General features: G+C 66.4%; 9 protein-coding genes, 1 tRNA gene and 2 rRNA genes (1 of these 12 only partly in view). 5 read left to right on the top strand and 7 right to left on the bottom strand.

Going from position 1 to position 18,433, the window contains the following annotated elements; translation table 11 throughout:
* The first annotated feature begins 46 nt into the window (after positions 1-46).
* The 4 genes from ACQP2E_RS00825 (at position 47) to ACQP2E_RS00810 (ending at position 7,397) form a co-directional block, all read left to right on the top strand.
* Entirely contained in the window at positions 47-1,849 is a 1,803-nt protein-coding gene (locus ACQP2E_RS00825) for a stealth family protein (protein ID WP_433827977.1), read from the top strand.
* Positions 1,850-2,002: 153 nt separating this feature from the next.
* Positions 2,003-3,037, top strand: a complete 1,035-nt coding sequence (locus tag ACQP2E_RS00820; RefSeq protein WP_433827976.1) for a hypothetical protein — start codon at positions 2,003-2,005, stop codon at positions 3,035-3,037.
* Positions 3,034-5,892, top strand: a complete 2,859-nt coding sequence (locus tag ACQP2E_RS00815) for a stealth conserved region 3 domain-containing protein (RefSeq protein ID WP_433827975.1) — start codon at positions 3,034-3,036, stop codon at positions 5,890-5,892. The genes ACQP2E_RS00820 and ACQP2E_RS00815 overlap by 4 nt, the downstream gene beginning before the upstream one ends.
* Positions 5,892-7,397, top strand: coding sequence for a glycosyltransferase family 39 protein (locus ACQP2E_RS00810; protein ID WP_433827974.1), 1,506 nt, complete (start codon positions 5,892-5,894; stop codon positions 7,395-7,397). Before ACQP2E_RS00815 ends, ACQP2E_RS00810 begins: the two co-directional genes overlap by 1 nt.
* Positions 7,398-7,440: 43 nt before the next feature.
* Here the strand turns inward: ACQP2E_RS00810 and ACQP2E_RS00805 are convergent, their stop codons facing one another.
* From ACQP2E_RS00805 to ACQP2E_RS00785, 5 genes are all read right to left on the bottom strand, one after another.
* Entirely contained in the window at positions 7,441-8,625 is a 1,185-nt protein-coding gene (locus tag ACQP2E_RS00805) for an acyltransferase family protein (protein ID WP_433827973.1), read from the bottom strand.
* A gap of 2 nt (positions 8,626-8,627) precedes the next feature.
* Positions 8,628-10,727, bottom strand: coding sequence for a PIG-L family deacetylase (locus ACQP2E_RS00800; protein ID WP_433827972.1), 2,100 nt, complete (start codon positions 10,725-10,727; stop codon positions 8,628-8,630).
* The gene (locus ACQP2E_RS00795) at positions 10,724-13,045 is read right to left on the bottom strand and encodes a hypothetical protein (protein WP_433827971.1); all 2,322 of its coding nucleotides are present in this window, start codon (positions 13,043-13,045) and stop codon (positions 10,724-10,726) included. Before ACQP2E_RS00795 ends, ACQP2E_RS00800 begins: the two co-directional genes overlap by 4 nt.
* Positions 13,042-13,992: a glycosyltransferase family 2 protein gene (locus ACQP2E_RS00790; protein WP_433827970.1), complete on the bottom strand. Its 951-nt coding sequence runs from the start codon at positions 13,990-13,992 to the stop codon at positions 13,042-13,044. Before ACQP2E_RS00790 ends, ACQP2E_RS00795 begins: the two co-directional genes overlap by 4 nt.
* A gap of 275 nt (positions 13,993-14,267) precedes the next feature.
* A tRNA-Lys gene (locus tag ACQP2E_RS00785) sits at positions 14,268-14,342 on the bottom strand.
* A 122-nt stretch (positions 14,343-14,464) separates the two neighbouring features.
* On the opposite strand from ACQP2E_RS00785, the gene ACQP2E_RS00780 reads away from it, so the two are divergent.
* Positions 14,465-15,676 carry a phytase gene (locus tag ACQP2E_RS00780; protein WP_433827969.1) on the top strand — a complete coding sequence of 404 codons (1,212 nt, stop codon included), beginning with the start codon at positions 14,465-14,467 and terminating at the stop codon, positions 15,674-15,676.
* Between the two features lie 337 nt (positions 15,677-16,013).
* Here ACQP2E_RS00780 and rrf read toward each other — a convergent pair.
* Positions 16,014-16,130, bottom strand: a 5S ribosomal RNA gene (gene rrf, locus ACQP2E_RS00775).
* 118 nt (positions 16,131-16,248) lie between these two features.
* Positions 16,249-18,433, bottom strand: a 23S ribosomal RNA gene (locus tag ACQP2E_RS00770) (it continues 930 nt past the right edge of the window).

The raw sequence follows: 18,433 nt of genomic DNA, 5'->3' as shown, positions 1-18,433 counted from the left end.
GCCGGCGATCGTCGCTGCTCGCCATGGCGACAGTGCTGGGTGCTGCATGATCGCGCTTCGTTTTTACCGGCTGTTGCCGAAGGACTACCGGCTCAAGCTGGTGGAACTCCTTCCGCCCAACCGGCAACTCTGGCTGGTCCGTCGCCTCACCAGGCAACGGCCGCTGCCCAAGCCCGCAGCGCCAGGCTCGATGGTCACCGTCCGCGACGCGGGCGAGGCCGTCTCCGCGCGCGTCGTGCCCGACATGACGCCGGCCGCCGCATGGCAGCACAACCTGGACTCGGTCGTCGCCGTGCTCGAACGCGCCGGCATCGAGTACTTCAACCTGCGCCCGATCAACAACCTGCACAGCGCCGTCGCGGTCAACCGGCGCGACCGGGACCGGACGCTTGCCGCGCTGCGCGCCGACAACCAGCTCGCCGGCGCCCAGATCCGCACCGGTGAGGTCAACGACCTCGGCTTCTCGTCCGGTCGCGGCAAGACCGGCGTCCAGGTCTACTTCCCGGTCACCAGCCCGTACGGCACCACGGTGCTCGGCAGCGGCTCGGCCTGCGAGATCGAGTTCTGGAAGACCGTGAAGGGTGAGGGTGGCGCCCCCGACACGATCGTCGCGCCGCGCCGCAACTCGGTGGCCGACGAACTGCCGGCCGAGGCGGAGTTCTGCCAGGTCCCGCCGGTCGCGCTGAACCCGATGCTCTCGATCGAGGACGACGAACCGCGTTACCGCACCCGCTCCGAGTTCGCGATGGTGCCGGCCGAGGACGTCCGCTTCCCGATCGACGTGGTCTACACCTGGGTCGACGGCAACGACCCCGACTGGGTCGCGCGGAAGAACACCTCGCTCGCCGCGTTCGGCCACGAGCAGATCAACACGATCGCGACGAACGCGTCCCGGTTCATCAGCCGCGACGAGCTGAAGTACTCGCTGCGGTCGATCGCGTCGTACGCGCCCTGGGTCCGGAAGATCTTCCTCGTCACCGACGACCAGATCCCAGCCTGGCTGGACACCTCGGACCCGCGGCTCACCGTGGTCAGCCACCGCGAGCTGTTCGGTGACACCGGCATGCTGCCGACCTTCAACTCGCACGCGATCGAGTCCCGGCTGCACCGGATCCCCGGCCTGTCCGAACACTTCATCTATTTCAACGACGACATGTTCCTGGGCCGCCCGGTTTCGCCGGAAGCGTTCTTCCACGGCAACGGCATCGCGAAGTTCTTCCAGTCGAAAGCGCAGCTCGACGCCGGTCCGGCCACCATCTTCGACGCGCCGGTGACGGCGGCGGGCAAGAACAACCGCCGGCACATTGCCGACCGCTTCGACCGCAGCATCACGCAGAAGATGCAGCACGTGCCGTACACGCTGCAGAAGAGCGTTCTCGAGGAGATCGAGAAGTGGCTGCCGGACGAGGTGCGGCAGACCGCCGAGCACCCGTTCCGGCACCCGGGCGACCTGTCCATCCCGTCGTCGCTGCAGCACTACTGGTCGTACCTGACGAAGCGGGCGGTGCCCGGTTCGATCAAGTACACCTACGCCGACCTGGCGCACCCGTCGACTCCCGTGCAGCTGGCCTTCCTGCTGGCCCGCCGCCACTGTGACGTCTTCTGCCTCAACGACACCGACTCGGCGGCCGTGGCCCTGAGCGAGCAAGCGGCGATGATGGCGGACTTCCTGCCTCAGTACTTCCCGTTCCGCTCGCCATTCGAGCTGCCCGACGAGGTGGCTGCCGAGCGTGCCAAGTTCAGCGCGACGCAGCTTGCTCTGGCGGCCCGCGAGGGCGCTCCGACGCTGCCACGGCAGGTCACCCGCGAGCACCAAGCGCCGGAGATCCAGGCTTCGGAGATCCACTGATCTCGTCGGGCGGCGACCGGAACGGTTGCCGCCCGACTGAGAGATCCCCCTCGATCTTGGCGGGCAATATTTACCCGGCGCGCCCACTATTGTTAGCCTTCCCGCCACTTACCGACCGGCCGGTGGCGTGACACGACCATGTCCAACGGCCGGATGAAGGAAATACAGCAGATGAGCGTGGACCCGCTAGCTGTTCGGGTGGAGCGGACCTTGCGCCGTGGACCGGCGGAGACGATCTCGGTCGCGCGCCGCAAGGTCGACACGGCGATCAAGTCCCGGGCGCAGCGCACCTGGACCAAGATTGCCCTCGGGATGGTCCGTCTCGGGCCCAGCCAGAACATCGCGAACGCCGAGTACTTCGCGGTTCTCGACGGGCACACGCTCAACCTGCAGGTCCGGCTGCCCGTCCTGGAAGACGCCGACCCCACCTCGGCCGAGATCGTCTTCAGCAAGGACCGCGCCGAACATCAGGCGCCGGCCACACTGAAAAAGATGTACGACGGTTATTGGTACGCCGACACCATCGCCGTGTTCGGTCCTGTGCCGGGTCGCATCCCGCTGGACCCGGGCACCTGGACGGTCGGCCTCCGCGTCGAGCTGAGCTCCGGGGAGAGTCGCAACATCACGATCCGCCGGATGAACGCCGGTCCGGTCCGGGGCGCCACCCCGACGGTGGCGGTGCCGCCGTGCGCTGACACCGGCATGCGGTTCCGGCCCACCATCACGTCGTTCGGCCTGGCCCAGCTCATCGTGCGTGGTCCGCAGGTCCGCGCCGAGGTGGCCCGGCTCATGCTGGACCTGGGCAAGGCCGAGATCCTTGGACGTTTCGTGAACGTCCCTGACGGCTCCGACGCGGTGGCCGAGTTCAGCCGGCGTGAGGACACCACGGTCCACGAGACCCCGGTCCACGTGGACGGCGACATCTTCCGGATTCGCGTACCGCTGGCCGAGATGGCGCCGGTCCCCGGCGAGAAAGACATCTGGGACATCCGGATCCGGGTCGGCGGGCGTCGCCTGCGCGTCGGTCGTTACCTGCACGACCTCAAGGACATCCGGGCCACCCTCCGCACCTACGAGCGCCGCATGCTGATGCCCGGTGGTGTGGTCTTCCACCTGCGCCCGTACTACACACCCGCCGGCAGCCTCGCGCTCACCTGCACCGGTGCCAACCCTGGAGACACCGTATGAAGATCACGTTCCTCCTCAACACAGCGGACGCGATGGGTGGCACCGAACGGGCCATCTACACGCAGGCCGAGTACCTGGTCCGGGAGCACGAGGTCGAGGTACTCAGCGTCTTCCGCACCAGCAAGGAACGCTTCTTCACGATCGACCCCCGGATCACGGTGCGGTACCTCGTCGACAACACCGGCGCGGTGCCCCGCCCGGTCCGCGAGAGCGGCCTGGACGACGCGCAGTGCCAGGCCCTGGTCGCCGCGGACAGCCGCATCATCCACAAGCGGTGGGAGAAGACCTTCCACCGCCTGGCCGACCTCGAGCTGGAATACGCTCTGCGCCACCTCGACTCGGACGTCCTGGTCTCGTCGTCGCCGGCCCTGATGGCGGCCACCACGACGCTGAGCCCGCCCGAGGTCGTCACGGTGCACCAGGAGCACCGCCCATCGCAGCTGCGTGGCGCCACCGGTGACCCGCTGTTCCAGTTCATCCCGCGCCTCGACTCGCTCGTGCTGCTCACCGAGCGCACCCGGAGCTGGTTCCAGGACACGCTGCGCGGTGCGGCGCCGCACCTGCAGATCATCGGCAACGCGCTGCCGCCCGGCTTCCGGCCGAAATCGAGCCGGACCACGCGTACCGTCACCCTGGCCGGCCGGGTCGTCGCCGAGAAGCAGATCGACCACGCCATCCGCGCGTGGGCCAAGGTCTCCGAGAAGCACCCGGACTGGATCCTGCGGGTCCTCGGCGACGGGCAGCAGCTCGGAACCCTGCGCCGGCTCGCCGAGAGCCTTGGCCTCAACGACAACGTCCAGTTCCTCGGTTCGGTGCAGGCGATGGCCGAGGAGTGGTCGAAGAGCAGCATCGCGCTGCTGACCTCGAAAGACGGCGAAGCACTCCCGCTGGTCCTGATCGAGGCGTTCACCGCCGGCGTCCCGGCGGTCAGCTACGACATCCAGACCGGCCCCGCGGAGATCATCACCCACGGGGAGAACGGCTACATCATCGGTTCCGGCGACATCGACGGCCTCGCCGACGCGCTGGGCAAGCTGATCGAGGACGAGGCGCTGCGACACTCCTTCGGTGAGGCGGCTCTGCGCGCGTCGCAGGCGTACGACCTCGACCGGATCATGGGCCAGTGGACGGCGCTGTACGGCAAGCTCGTCGACGAGCGGCAGCAGTCGTCACGCCTGGAGAAGAAGGCCGACCGGCTGGCGGCCTGGATCGCCGGCACCGGCGGCATGGGCCTCGCCCCGGCGGCGCCGCGCCCGGACCGGCCGCTGTTCCAGCGCACCGCGCGTGACATCGAGGCGCTGATCGCGGAACGCGACGAGACCCTGGTCCGCTCGGCCGGCCAGCTCTGCATCCTGTCGGACGACCTGAACCCGTACGACGCGGCCGACCGTAACCTGCGGCTCGTCGTCGACGTGCTGGAGAAGCACGGCATCGAGTACTGGATCGTTCGCGACCACGGCGTCCGGATCCGCGTCGCGATCCACGAGTCGAACCGTCCGGCCACCCTCGCCGCCCTGGCACAGGAGTGGGCCGAGCAACCGATCTACACCGAGCTGATCAGCCCGAGCGCCGCCGTCTCCGGCATCACCCTGGCCGGCCTGGCCGGCACCTCGGACGAGGGCAAGCGGGCCGGTGGCCTGCGCATCTTCCAGCCGATCGTGACCACGTCGCGGACCCTGCGGTTCGGCCCGGCGTACGGGTGCGACGTCGAGTTCTGGCGCGACGAGGAGGACGGCACCGGCATGCGGCCGCTGCGCCGTACGCTCATCGGCGCGACCGTACCGACCGCCGTCCTCGAGTCGAGGACCCAGGTGACGATCCGCGAGCGGGAGTACCCGACGCTCAGCGCGTTCACCGAGACGCTGGTGTCGGACATCCAATTCCCGATCGACGTCGTCTATACCTGGGTGGACGGCGACGACCCGGCCTGGCGGGCGAAAAAGTCCACGACGCTGGAGCAGCTCGGCCTCCCGCCGATCCCGGCGGCCGACGGCGACGCCCGGTTCAGCAGCCGCGACGAGCTCAAGTACTCGCTGCGCTCGATCGCGATGTTCGCGCCCTGGGTCCGCAAGATCTGGCTGGTGACCGACGACCAGACCCCGAGCTGGCTGGACGCCGAGCACCCGGGCATCCAGGTGGTCAGCCACAAGGAGATCTTCAAGGACTCGAGCGCGCTGCCGACCTTCAACTCGCACGCGATCGAGAGCCAGCTGCACCACATCGACGGGTTGGCCGAGCACTTCCTCTACTTCAACGACGACTTCTTCATCGGTCGCCCGTTGCAGCCGAGCATGTTCTTCGCCGCCAACGGCGTGGCGCAGTTCTTCCAGTCGCCGACGCCGGTGCCGATGACCCCGATCTCGGCCGACGACGACTTCAACTTCGCGGCCGCCAAGAACAACCGGGTACTGATCAAGGAGGCCTTCGGCCACACGATCACCCAGTCGTTCCTGCACGCGCCGTACTCGCTGCGGACCAGCGTGCTCAACGAGCTGGAAGAGCAGTTCGCGGACGCGGTGAACCGGACCGCGAACAGCCGTCTCCGGTCGGCGACCGACATCTCGATCCCGTCGTCGCTGCACCACTACTACGCGTACTTCACCGGGCGCAGCTCGCGTGGTTCGATCCGGGTCGCGTACGTCGACATCGGCGACCCGGACCAGCACCCGCGGCTCACCCAGCTCCTGACGATCCGCGGCAACGACGTGTTCTGCCTCAACGACACGCACCACAGCGTGTTGTCGCCGGCCGAGCGCGCTCAGGTCGTCAAGGTCTTCCTGGAGAACTACTTCCCGGTGCCGAGCGAGTTCGAGCTCGGCAGCGCCCGTAACCGGAAGCCGGTACAGGAAATCTGATGTCAGCGGTCACCGTCGCCGAGGAGCGGGTCGTGCACGACGACCCGCCCCCGGCCCGCCGGTCACGTCTGGATCCCCTGTCGATACCGGCCTGGCTCGTCGCCGGTCTGGTGACCGGGATCGTCTGCCTGGTGCGGGCCGGTTCGCCGGTGCCGTGGCGCGACGAACTCGCGACGCTGATCGCCGCGCAGCGCTCGTTCAGCGAGCAGCTGCACATGGAACACAACCTCGACGCCGTCTTCGCCGTCTACTACGCGTTCATGCACGTGTGGACGGAACTGTTCGGCATCTCGATGCTGTCGCTGCGCCTGCCGTCGGTGCTCGCGATGGCGGTCGCCGGTGGGCTCGTCGCCCGGATCGGCCAGGACCTCTACGACCGCAAGACCGGTCTCTTCGCCGGCCTGATCTTCGCCTCGATCCCGGCGGTCACCCGGTACGGCCAGGAGATCCGGGTCTACGCCGCGGTCGTCGCGTTCACACTGCTCTCGTCGTGGCTCCTGCTCCGCGCGGTCCGGCAGCCCCGGTGGACGCGCTGGATCGCGTACGCCGTCTCGGTGGTCCTCGTGGGCGCCGGTCACATCTTCGCGCTGACCGTGCTGAGCGCGCATGCCGCGTACGTTCTCTTCGGCTTCTTCGCCGAGCGCAAGCGTCCGCTCCTCACCTGGATCCGGCAGAGCCGGGTTCCGGCCTGGACCGCCTCGGTGGCCGCCGGGATCGTCGTGATCGCGCCGCTGGCCTACGTCTCGACGAAGCAGAGCGGCCAGGTCGCCTGGATCCCCGAGCTGAACTGGGACACCGGCCAGGTCTGGCACGAGCAGCTCTTCATGGACGGCGCGGTCGGCGGCCTGGTGGTCGTCCTGGCCCTGCTCGCGGTGAACCGCAAATGGTCGGCGACCGCGCTCTGCCTCGGCATCGCGGTGCTGCCGTTGCTGGTCCTCGCGATCATGTCGCTCGCCGTGTCGCCACTGTGGATGATGCGGTACGTCCTGTTCACCATCCCGGGCTGGGCTCTGCTGGCGGGTGCCGCGCTGGCCCGGCTCAATCGCGTACCGGTGACAGCGGCCCTGGCCGCGCTCGCGCTCTTCAGCCTGCCGCAACAGATCACCCTGCGCGGAGTGAACGGCCACGACGACATCGACCATCAGGCGATCGCCGCGATCATCGCGGACCACGTGATCCCCGGTGACGCGATCATGTACACGCCGCGTGGCCGGTTCCGTGAGGGCGTCGAGTACTACCTGCCGGCCGACAAGCGCCCCGACGACATCCTGGTCGCCGGCAGCGCGGTGGAGGCCGGCCGGCTCGAGGTCCCGGAGTGCATCAACGCTCCGTCCTGTGTCGACCCGCGGGTGGCCCGGATCTGGGTGACCTGTTACGGCGACTGCCTGGACAATCCGGCGGTCGGCCTGCACATGCCGGCCCGGTCGATGCTGAAGAACGGCCGGTTCCACGTCAAGCAGAGCTGGCGGGTCTACCGGGCGACGGTGACCCTTTACCAACGCTGAAGGGGACCGGATCCCGGCCCCCTTCAGCTGACTTCACGTTATTTCAGCGAACCGCTGTCAGCTCCTGCGTCTGATCCATGTCCGCCCGCTTCGGCGCCACCGGCTCCGGCTTCTCGACGTCCTTGCTGAGTTCCTTCACACCGTTCTTGATCGCCGACCGGAGCCTCAGCCCCAGCGGTTTCTCGATCCATCTATGGACCAGCCAGCTCGCCACCAGTAGGCCCAGCGTCACCAGCACGATCAGAACCCACCGGTTCATCGTTCCCTCCAGCTCGTGCAGGAGGGTTCCACCGACCGTCTCGTGCAGCAGGTACAGCGGGTACGTCATGGTGCCGAGAACGGTCAGCCAGCGACCGTGGATCCAGGACAGCCAGCCGAGCGCCACCGCCACCATGACCGCGAAGATCAGGAACATGATCACCGCGGTGGGCCAGCGGGCCACCATGTGCCCGGTCTCGCCCTTCTCGACCCGGTAGTGCTTCCGGATGGTCACCGGCAGGCCCAGGATGAACGACATGCCCAAGATGCCCCAGAGCAGCAGGTTCGGGCCGAAGCGGTACATCAGGTAACAGGCGATGCCGGCGATGAACAGGAACGAGTAGTCCGGCACGATCATCAGCAGCAGCGGCGCCAGTGCCTCGGTGTCCGCCGCGTTCGCCATCACCGAAGCGACGGTCCACACACAGCAGAAGACAACCACCCTTTTGTACGTGACTCCGCGCCACACCACAAAAAGGGCGAACAGCAGGTAGAACCGCAGTTCGGTCCAGAGCGTCCAGAAGACCGCCGAGACGCCGCCGTACCCGAACGGCTCCTGGAGCATGGTGAAGTTCACCAGGTTCGTGAGCCAGTCGCGCCCCGCGTTGTGCTCCGGCCAGAAGTGCTGCACGACGATCGCCGCGACGACCGCGAACCAGTACGCCGGATAGAGCCGCGCGGCCCGCGAGGTGAAGAAGTCACCGAGGCTGCGACCCCAGCTGCTCATGCAGATGACGAAGCCACTGATCAGGAAGAACAGGTTGACGCCGAGCCAACCGTAGAACGTGATCGAGTGGGCGGTCGGAAACGCCTCCTTCGGCGGCTCCGACCAGATGTGGTTGTTCTTGACAGCCGAGTAGTGGTAGATCAGCACCACCAGCGCCGCCACCAGACGCAGACCGTCCAGGACCTCCAGGCGCGGGCGTTTCCGCTCGGCTGCCGCCTCTGTCGTCTTCGTTGTCGTCGACACCGCTAACCTTCCACCGCGACCCAGGACCGCAGACTCATCGTCGGGCCCGGCTGCTCCTGGCGTGTGACACGCAGCCGTCCATCGGCGCAGATCGCCGCGAGCACCAGATGTCCGGAAGCGTCGACCGACAGCGCCGGCGGGGACGCTAGCACCGGGCCGGTCCGCTTCCAATCGCCCTCGTGGAGGGCATCGAGGTACCGCAGCGTCAAACTGGTCGTACCATCGTCATTGCACTGACTGATCGCGACCATGTCGTCGCGATAACCCGCTCCGGCGACCGGGCCAAAACCGCCGTGACCGCCCAGATCGACGGCCTCATTACTCCACTGCCGATTGTCGCCCTGCTGCTGGTACGCGAGAACGCGCCCGGTGAGCGCCTCCCGGACCAGGATCATCAGCCGCCCGTCACCGACCTTCAGCACGGTCGGCGGCCCAGCCGGCGCCGGGACGTCGATGAGCGAACGCCGGAAGCTCTCCACGTTCCGGTTGCGCTGAAGCCACCGCGCGATCCCGTTCTGCCGGGCCGCGAGCACCTCGATGCGCCCGCCGCCCGTGGTGATCGTGGTCAGCCCGTCCTGGGTCTGGCTGCCGCGCAGGTCAACCCACGGGCCCCAGTCGCCACCGGCGGTCTGCGTCCGGGTGTGCACGGCCCCGGTGAAGGTACGCACAAAGAACTGCAGCCGGCCATCCTTGTTAGCCGCCACCACCGGCATGCCGAGGCCACGCGGCCACACCGGAACAGCGCCCTCAGGGCTGATCTTGACGCCTTTGATTTTGGTGCTCAGTACCGGATTGCCGAGGTTGGCCCACGGCCCGAACGCCTCACCCGGCGCCCGCTGCACCGCGGTGACGACCTCACGCCGTTGCTGCGCCTCGGTGGCGCCCAGCACGGCCCATACGCCGAACACCTGCCACCGGCCGTCCTTCAGCTGAGCCGCGGCCAGGTGCGGCAGCAGGCCTTCACCGTCGAGCACGGTCGGCGGCAGCCAGGCGCCCGAACCCGCCTCGGTCTCCGACCAGTGCACGGCCCGGCCGCCCAGCACGCCGAACGCGGCAAGTCGTTCGTCCTTGTCACCGCGGCCAAGCCAGGCGGTGCTGAGGGCGTACCGAGCCGTGGTGCTCTGACCGTTACCGATCAGCGAGACCTGCCGCCCGCTCTTGCGGTCGTGCTCACCGTAGACGTTCAGATAGTCGATTTTCTCGCGCGCCAGCGCCGGGCCGAGGTTGGCCGGCCAGCGCCGGTTGTAGTTGCCCCGGTAGCTCTGCACGACTGTCCGGCGCTGACCCTCACGGCACCACTCCTGCACGGCGGCCCAGGCGAACAGCCCGGCCGGCGCGTGGTCGATCTGGTCGGAGAAGTAGCCGAAGTCGGAGAACTGCGCGTTGCTCTCGTTGTGCACCAGACGATCCGGGTCGGGATCCATGGTCCGGACCAGCGTGGGCTGGTAACGCTCAAGGAGATCGGCAAGCGAACGGATCAGCGAGGCCCGGGAGAAGGCCCGGGACTCGGTGACCGGCGAGCCGGGGATCCGGAGCACCGGCTGGGAGTCCTTTTTCTTGTCCCAGAGGGTACGCAGCGTCGAGCCGTCCGCCAGTTCCCGCATGTTCAGCAGGATCACCTGGATCTGCGGTGCGGCGTCCAGCGTGCAGAGCTCGGCCACCGCGCCACCGGCGACCGGCAGTGCCTCACGTCGCCAGACGCTGTTCGGGTCGCCGGTCGCGCGCTTGGCGTACGCCGCCCGCAAACCGTCGTACCGAGCAACCGCGTAATCGCCGTACCGGACCGGCGCGATCGCCACAGCCGGGGTGTACGCGTCGACGTTGCGCCCGTCGCCCTCACCCGCCGTGAGGCAGACGGTGATCAGCTTCGCGCCGTCGTCGATCGCCCGCAACGAGTCGGGGGCGAAAAACATCAGGTCGTCGTCCGGGTGGGCGACGATCTGAATCTGCGTCGACGGCACCGGCACCGCGTCGTCGTCGGTTCCGGACGGCGTGCCGGGGCCGCCCAGGCGGCTCAACCCGACGCCAAGGCCGGTGATCAGCACACCACCGGCTGCCGAGCCGGCGATCAGGGTTCGCCGCGAGATTCGTTTCTCGGTCATCGCAGCTCGTAGACCGCCATCCGGCCGTTGTCGAAGCGCAGGGTCGCGAGCTGGCTCAGCTTCGTGCCCTCTGCCCGCAGCCGGCGGTCCACCACGAGGTAACGCACGTGGTAGCGGTCGCGCATGCGGTTCAGCGCCTTCGCCGACGGCTTGTAGATGGCGTCGTCGTTGAAGGCCAGCTTCTTGGAGTCCCAGAACTTCCACCGGGCATCCGGCACACCGGCCAGCCGAGGCGCGAACGTCCAGCCCTCGACCAGGACGGACCGTTCCGAGTACGCGCTCAGCCAGAACGAGCGCGCGTCCCGGCACTTCGCCAGCGGCACGTCGTGCGAGCAGTGGACGTTCGTGGCGATGATGTCGTTCGGGTCGCTGTTCGCCCGGACCCAGCGCGCCGCTTCCACCCGCGACTCCGGCATCGGGACAGTGGTGTTGCCGCCGCCGTTGGGTGCGAGCTGACTGCGCCGCGCCTCCATGATCAAACCGGGGGTTCCGGTCAGCAGGATCGCCGCGAGCAGGACCACACCGCCACGCCCGGCCAGACCGGGCCAGCGCCGAGCCGCCGGTCGCCAAGCGAACCCGATGACGAGCGCCAGCGCGCTCAGCACCCCGGCCCACCACAGGATCGGGAGCACACCCGAGTACGACTCACCGCGCGGCTGCCTCGGCGCGAAGAGCAGCACCGCGATCAGCAGCGCCTCGGCGAACACCAGAGCGCCGGCGCCGAGGACCAGCACGGCCCGGCGGGACAGTTTCGCCCGGTCCCAGACCATAGCGAAACCCCACGCCGAGAGAATCAGCCCGAACGGCAGCGAGGCCCGGTAGAACCAGCTCGCGTTGAAGGTGCCCAGCAGCATGAAGAGCGCCGGTCCGGCGAGCGCCCCGCCGAGCAGGAACCACTGCACCGGCTCCAGCCGCCCGCGCTTCAACCAGGCCAGCGGGATGATGCCGGCCAGCCGGATCTGCATCGACAGGATCCAGGCGATGCTCACGCCGGCGATGACAGCGCCCTGCGCCAGGAACGAACGCTCACCCTCCGGGTCGTTCCAGAGCGGGATCAGGCCGCCGAACGGATGAACACCGAGACCGTACGACTGGAATTGGAAGATCACCGCGGTGCAGAAGAGCTGCGCCAGCGCAACCACGACGCCCATGCCGACCAGGGTCCAGGGAATCCGGCGGGTGGTCACCAGCACCATCACTCCGGCCAGCGCCAGACCGGCCAGGGTCACCGGGAGCGAGCTCGCCTTCGCAGCGCTCGACGCGAACGCCAGGATCGCGGCCAGCGCGAACGCACCCGGCAGACCCAGTCGCGGCACCGGCGAGTCGTCGTCCTTGCGCCGCAGAGCGTCACCGATCACGGCGACAAGAGCGACAAGCAAGGCCCAGCTGTACGTCATGGAAAGGCTGGGCCAGACGATCCAGGCAACCTGGACGCCGAGCGTGGTGCTGAACACCTCGGTGAACTGGAACTCACCGACGACCAGGAACAGCGCGGCGGCGGCCGCACCGGCGTACGCCCGGCCGGTGATCCGCCAGCCGGCCACCGCGGTCACCAGAGCGATCAACGCCCCGATGCCAGGGACCAGCAGCCGCATCGTCACGACCGAGAGGTCGACGTGCCCGATCATGCTGATCATCGCGGCGTGCACGAACGCGAACCAGTGGTACGGCAACGCCTCGCCGGCCACCTGCGGCAGGTGCATCGGGAAATGGTTCTTCGCCTCACCGGCCAGCGACAGCTGGTACGGCAGGTCGATGAATTGAAGCGTGTCCTCGCCGGTCGGCATGATCGGGTTCTGCGCGAAGAACGTCGCCCAGATGTATCCGGTGAAGAAGACGACCACCCCGGTGACCGCCCACGACCAGCCCAGCGGAACGATCCGGTAACCGCTCGGCGACCAGTGCCGCCGCAGTCGTGGCACCGCGGCGAACACCGCGACCACCAGCAGCGGCCAGGTCCAGATCAGCGACCGGAGATCCAGGTAGGAGTAGACCGCCCAGGCCACCAGCTCCATCGCCAGCCCGACGGCCGCACCGAAAGCGAGGTCCTCGACCAGGGTGTGCGGGGTCCGGCGCAGCAGCCGGTAGACAAGCGTGCCGGGCAACACCACGGCGTACGCGACGTAGCCCGCGTACCGGAGAACGTCCAGCACCGGTGTTCCGGTGACCAGCAGGATCACCACGAACGCGACGAGACCGACAGCGGCCGGCAGCCAGCGCCAGAGCGCGGCGACCTGCTGAGGCTCGACCGGGTCAGCGTCGGACTCGGTCACCCGCTCCAGAATGACCGTTTCGGCAGCGGAGGCGCCGACCGTCACCGACCCGCTCCGGCAGCCTGCGTCTCGGTGCTGTCAGCCGCGTCCTCGGTTTCGGCGGTGTCGGACGCGATGTAGAACGTCGGCCGGTCCTGCACCGCGGTGTAGATGCGACCGACGTACTCACCCAGCAGGCCCAGGCAGAGCAGCTGGACGGCACCGAGGAAGAGTGAGGCGACGAACTGCGACGACCACCCGGGCACCGTCTCGTCCATCAGGTACGCCACGAGGGCCATCACCAGGAGCAGCGAGCAGATGCCGACCCCGATCAGGCCCAGCCAGGTCGCCAGCCGCAGCGGCGCCGCGGAGAAGCTGGTGATGCTCTCCGTCGCCAGCTTGATCATCTTGCCGAGCGGGTACTTCGTGCTGCCGGCAGCGCGCTCCTCCCGGACGTACGCCACCTGGCCGCTCGGGAAACCGATCCACGGCACGATGAGACGCAGCACCGGAGCACGCTCGGGCAGCTCACGCAGCGCCTCGACGGTGGTGCGGCTCAGCAGCCGGAAGTCGCCGGCCTGCGACGGCACGTTCTTGCCGACCAGGCGCCGGATCAGGTTGTAGTACGCGCCGGCGGTCCAGCGCTTGAAGAAGGTGTCGGTGCTGCGGTCGGTGCGCACCCCGTAGACGATGTCGAGCTGGTGCTTGCGCGCCACGTCGAGCATCTCGGTGATCTTCTCCGGCGGGTCCTGGAGGTCCGCGTCGATGCTGGCGACGTACTCGCCTCGGGCGCTGAAGAGCCCGGCGGAAAGCGCCGCCTGGTGCCCGCTGTTCCGGCGCAGACGCACGACCCGCAGCTCCGGCCAGTTGCGCCGCAGGCCGATCAGCACGGCTGCGGTGTGGTCAGTGCTGCCGTCGTCGACGGCAACCACCTCGTACGGCTCGCGCAGGCCGTCGAGAACCGGCCGCAACCGCTCGACGAGGAGGGGTAGAACCGCTTCCTCGTTGTACATGGGTATGACGACCGACAGCGTAAAGGGCGCCGTGCTCAACGACTTACTCCCCGTATTCTTGATGCGCCTGCCCTGCGCCGCGGCCCGAAACGGGAGCTCATCGGCTTGCAGGAGTGCGGCTGGAAGCGCCCGGCCTCAACGCGGCCAGAGCGCCGGATATCTCGACTCCGGGGCAGGAATCTACCAGAGGTTTACTCGCATTTAAGTTACGGATTGAAATACGACGAACCGGCCCGGCGCGGTGTCCGCGCGGGGCCGGATCGGCGAGAAGTGAGTGGTGGGCCGCCAGGGACTCGAACCCTGAACCTATGGATTAAAAGTCCACAGCTCTGCCATTGAGCTAGCGGCCCGTCGGGTGTCAGCCTACCGTTCCACGATCCTCACCGACATCCTGCACCCTCCCTGTCCCACGCGCACGCTGTTAAAGCACCGGCCACCCACCGGCTAGATTGATCGAGATAGCTTCGTTGTCATGCAACGGACTGCCGGTATTGCCGCACTGGTCGCACTGACCACGTTCTCCGCCGTTCCCGCACAGGCGGCCCATCGCCCGCCCCGCGAGATCACCGCAACAGTCGAGACCCCGTCGCTTTACGACGACGAGCTCGGTGGCGACGCCGACGCCGACGACCCGGCCATCTGGGTCAACAAAGCCGACAAGGGTCGCAGCCTGATCATCGGTACCGCCAAGAACGGTGGTCTGCGCGTCTACAACCTGGCCGGCCACGAGATCCAGGCCATCGCGACCCCCGTCGGCGGCCGCTTCAACAACGTGGACATCCTGACCGGCTTCAAGCTGGGCACCAAGAAGGTCGACGTAGCCGTAGTAACCGACCGGGGCCTCGACAAGCTCCGCATCTACCAGATCGACGCCACCGGCCTGACCGACATCACCGCGGCAAACGTCCCCCTGCTTTTCGCCAAGGACGAAGCCGAGGTCGAGGAACAGGCCACCGGTTACGGCCTGGCCCTGTACGACCGATACGCCGTGGTGAGCCGCCGCCACAGCACCCGCCTTGGCATCTTCCGCCTGGAGGAGAAGCACGGAAAGGTCACTTACCGCACCACCGACACCCTCGACCTGCCCAAGACATTCCGCCTCCCCAACGGCACCAGCTGGACCCCCTGCGGCGAACCAGGCGAGGACCCGCAGGTGGAGGGAATGGTCGTGGACCAGGAGGCCGGCGTCCTGTACGCAGCCCAAGAGGACGTAGCCCTATGGCGCATCAACCTCAAGGGCGGCACCTTCAGCAGCATCCCCAGAGTCGTGGAGCGGGTAAAAGAGTTCGGAGTCCCAGCCACCTACGACCCCGAAACCGAAGAATGCACCCTGGACACCCAGAACGACCCGGGTTTCGGCGGCCGAATCACCGCTGACGTGGAGGGCGCCACCATCTACTCCACGGGCACCCGCTCCGGATATCTGATCGTCTCCAGCCAGGGCGACAGCCGCTTCTTCGCCTACGACCGCAAAACCAACCGCCCACTGACCACCTTCGCGGTCACCGACGGCTCCAACATCGACGGCGTCCAGCACTCGGACGGCGCAGCAGCCACAGCCACCCCTCTTCCCGGTTACCCCAAGGGCCTCCTCGTCCTCCACGACGGCGAAAACACCCCCAACAACGACCGGGTCAGCACCAACTTCAAATACGTGGACTGGCGCACCCTCCCCCTCCCCTAACCAAATCCGGCAGGCAAGCAAGCAAGCCGGCAAGCCGGCAAGGCCCAACCAGCGAGCCGTCGCAGTGCGGGAGTCGCTTCGCGTGAAATACCGCAAGCTGCTATCGAGGCTGGCGCGGACCGGCTGAAGATCGAGGAGTTTCCTCGACCACCCAGGATGACCAAAAGTCGATCGAGTAGGCAAGGTTTTGGGGCGGGGATAGGCCACGCAGGGATCAAGCCTGACCGCCCTGCGTGGCCTATCCCCGCCCCAAAACCGTCCAAGCCGGCAGCAAAAAACGGCGCAGAAACGCAGAAAGCCCACCCGGATAACCCGGGTGGGCTTTCATACAAGTTGAGTCCGGCGGCGTCCTACTCTCCCACACCCTCCCGAGTGCAGTACCATCGGCGCTGGAGGGCTTAGCTACCGGGTTCGGAATGTAACCGGGCGTTTCCCCTCCGCTATGACCACCGAAACACCTTTCAGCGCAGCGAAGAACCAGCAACTCGATATGCCAGCCGAAAGGCCGGCAAACGAGGTGGTTGTTCGTTTGCTGTGAATCACACAGTGGACGCGTAAGCATAAAATTTAGGGTGGTTAAGCCCTCGGCCTATTAGTACCGGTCAACTCAACACGTTACCGTGCTTACATTTCCGGCCTATCAACCCAGTAGTCTACTGGGAGCCTTACCCACTCAAGGTGGTGGGATACCTCATCTCGAAGCAGGCTTCCCGCTTAGATGCTTTCAGCGGTTATCCCTTCCGAACGTAGCCAACCAGCCATGCTCCTGGCGGAACAACTGGCACACCAGAGGTTCGTCCGTCCCGGTCCTCTCGTACTAGGGACAGCCCTTCTCAAGTATCCAACGCGCACGGCGGATAGGGACCGAACTGTCTCACGACGTTCTAAACCCAGCTCGCGTACCGCTTTAATGGGCGAACAGCCCAACCCTTGGGACCTGCTACAGCCCCAGGATGCGACGAGCCGACATCGAGGTGCCAAACCATCCCGTCGATATGGACTCTTGGGGAAGATCAGCCTGTTATCCCCGGGGTACCTTTTATCCGTTGAGCGACACCGCTTCCACACGCAAGTGCCGGATCACTAGTCCCGACTTTCGTCCCTGCTCGACCCGTCAGTCTCACAGTCAAGCTCCCTTATGCACTTACACTCAACACCTGATTGCCAACCAGGCTGAGGGAACCTTTGGGCGCCTCCGTTACCCTTTAGGAGGCAACCGCCCCAGTTAAACTACCCACCAGACACTGTCCCTCGACCCGATCAGGGCCGCAAGTTAGATACCCAAACCCAACAGAGTGGTATTTCAACAATGCCTCCACCCGAACTGGCGTCCGAGCTTCACCGGCTCCCACCTATCCTACACAATTAAATTCGGATACCAATGTCAAGCTATAGTAAAGGTCCCGGGGTCTTTCCGTCCTGCCGCGCGTAACGAGCATCTTTACTCGTACTGCAATTTCGCCGGGCCTGTGGTTGAGACAGTGGGGAAGTCGTTACGCCATTCGTGCAGGTCGGAACTTACCCGACAAGGAATTTCGCTACCTTAGGATGGTTATAGTTACCACCGCCGTTTACTGGCGCTTAAGTTCTCCGCCTCGCGATTACTCGCTAACAGGTCCCCTTAACGTTCCAGCACCGGGCAGGCGTCAGTCCATATACATCGTCTTACGACTTCGCATGGACCTGTGTTTTTAGTAAACAGTCGCTTCCCCCTGCTCTCTGCGGCCATACCACGCTCCACCCGCAAGGGGCTTCACGCGTCCGGCCCCCCTTCTCCCTAAGTTACGGGGGCAATTTGCCGAGTTCCTTAACCACAGTTCACCCGTCACCTCGGTATTCTCTACCTGACCACCTGTGTCGGTTTAGGGTACGGGCCGCTCGAAGCTCGCTAGAGGCTTTTCTCGGCAGCATAGGATCAATGACTTCACCAGAACGGCTCGGCATCACGTCTCAGCCTCATATGCACCGCGGATTTGCCTACGGTACGGCCTACACGCTTACCCCGGCACAACCACCGGCCGGGATCATCTACCTTCCTGCGTCACCCCATCGCTAAACTACTACCACCCGAGGTCACAGACTCCACACCATAAGTCCGAAGACCGCCGGCGCTTCATGTGCTTAGTACAGATGGGTTCGTCTTGGGCGCTTCTACGCGGGTACGGGAATATCAACCCGTTATCCATCGACTACGCCTCTCGGCCTCGCCTTAGGCCCCGACTCACCCAGGGCGGATTAGCCTGCCCCTGGAACCCTTGGTCATCCGGCGGAAGGGGTTCTCACCCTTCATTCGCTACTCATGCCTGCATTCTCACTCGTATGGCGTCCACGGCTGGATCACTCCGCCGCTTCACCCGCCATACGACGCTCCCCTACCCATCCACACACCTGAACAAGATCCTCAAGGGACCAAGCTAAGTTAATATGTGAATGCCACAGCTTCGGCGGTGTGCTTGAGCCCCGCTACATTGTCGGCGCGGAACCACTTGACCAGTGAGCTATTACGCACTCTTTAAAGGGTGGCTGCTTCTAAGCCAACCTCCTGGTTGTCAATGCGATCCCACATCCTTTTCCACTTAGCACACGCTTAGGGGCCTTAGCTGGCGATCTGGGCTGTTTCCCTCTCGACTACGAAGCTTATCCCCCGCAGTCTCACTGCCGCGCTCTCACTTACCGGCATTCGGAGTTTGGCTGATTTCAGTAAGCTTGTGGGCCCCCTAGACCATCCAGTGCTCTACCTCCGGCAAGAAACACGCG

This window comes from Actinoplanes sp. CA-015351 (assembly GCF_050955685.1).
GTDB lineage: Bacteria > Actinomycetota > Actinomycetes > Mycobacteriales > Micromonosporaceae > Actinoplanes.
This window is presented reverse-complemented; position numbering and strand designations above follow the sequence as displayed.

Excerpts from the sequence above, each read along its gene's own strand:
- ACQP2E_RS00825 (WP_433827977.1), top strand. The coding sequence starts at position 47 with ATGATCGCGCTTCGTTTTTACCGGCTGTTGCCGAAGGACTACCGGCTC.
- ACQP2E_RS00820 (WP_433827976.1), top strand. The coding sequence starts at position 2,003 with ATGAAGGAAATACAGCAGATGAGCGTGGACCCGCTAGCTGTTCGGGTG.
- ACQP2E_RS00815 (WP_433827975.1), top strand. The coding sequence starts at position 3,034 with ATGAAGATCACGTTCCTCCTCAACACAGCGGACGCGATGGGTGGCACC.
- ACQP2E_RS00810 (WP_433827974.1), top strand. The coding sequence starts at position 5,892 with ATGTCAGCGGTCACCGTCGCCGAGGAGCGGGTCGTGCACGACGACCCG.
- ACQP2E_RS00800 (WP_433827972.1), bottom strand. The coding sequence starts at position 10,727 with ATGACCGAGAAACGAATCTCGCGGCGAACCCTGATCGCCGGCTCGGCA.
- ACQP2E_RS00790 (WP_433827970.1), bottom strand. The coding sequence starts at position 13,992 with ATGTACAACGAGGAAGCGGTTCTACCCCTCCTCGTCGAGCGGTTGCGG.
- ACQP2E_RS00780 (WP_433827969.1), top strand. The coding sequence starts at position 14,465 with ATGCAACGGACTGCCGGTATTGCCGCACTGGTCGCACTGACCACGTTC.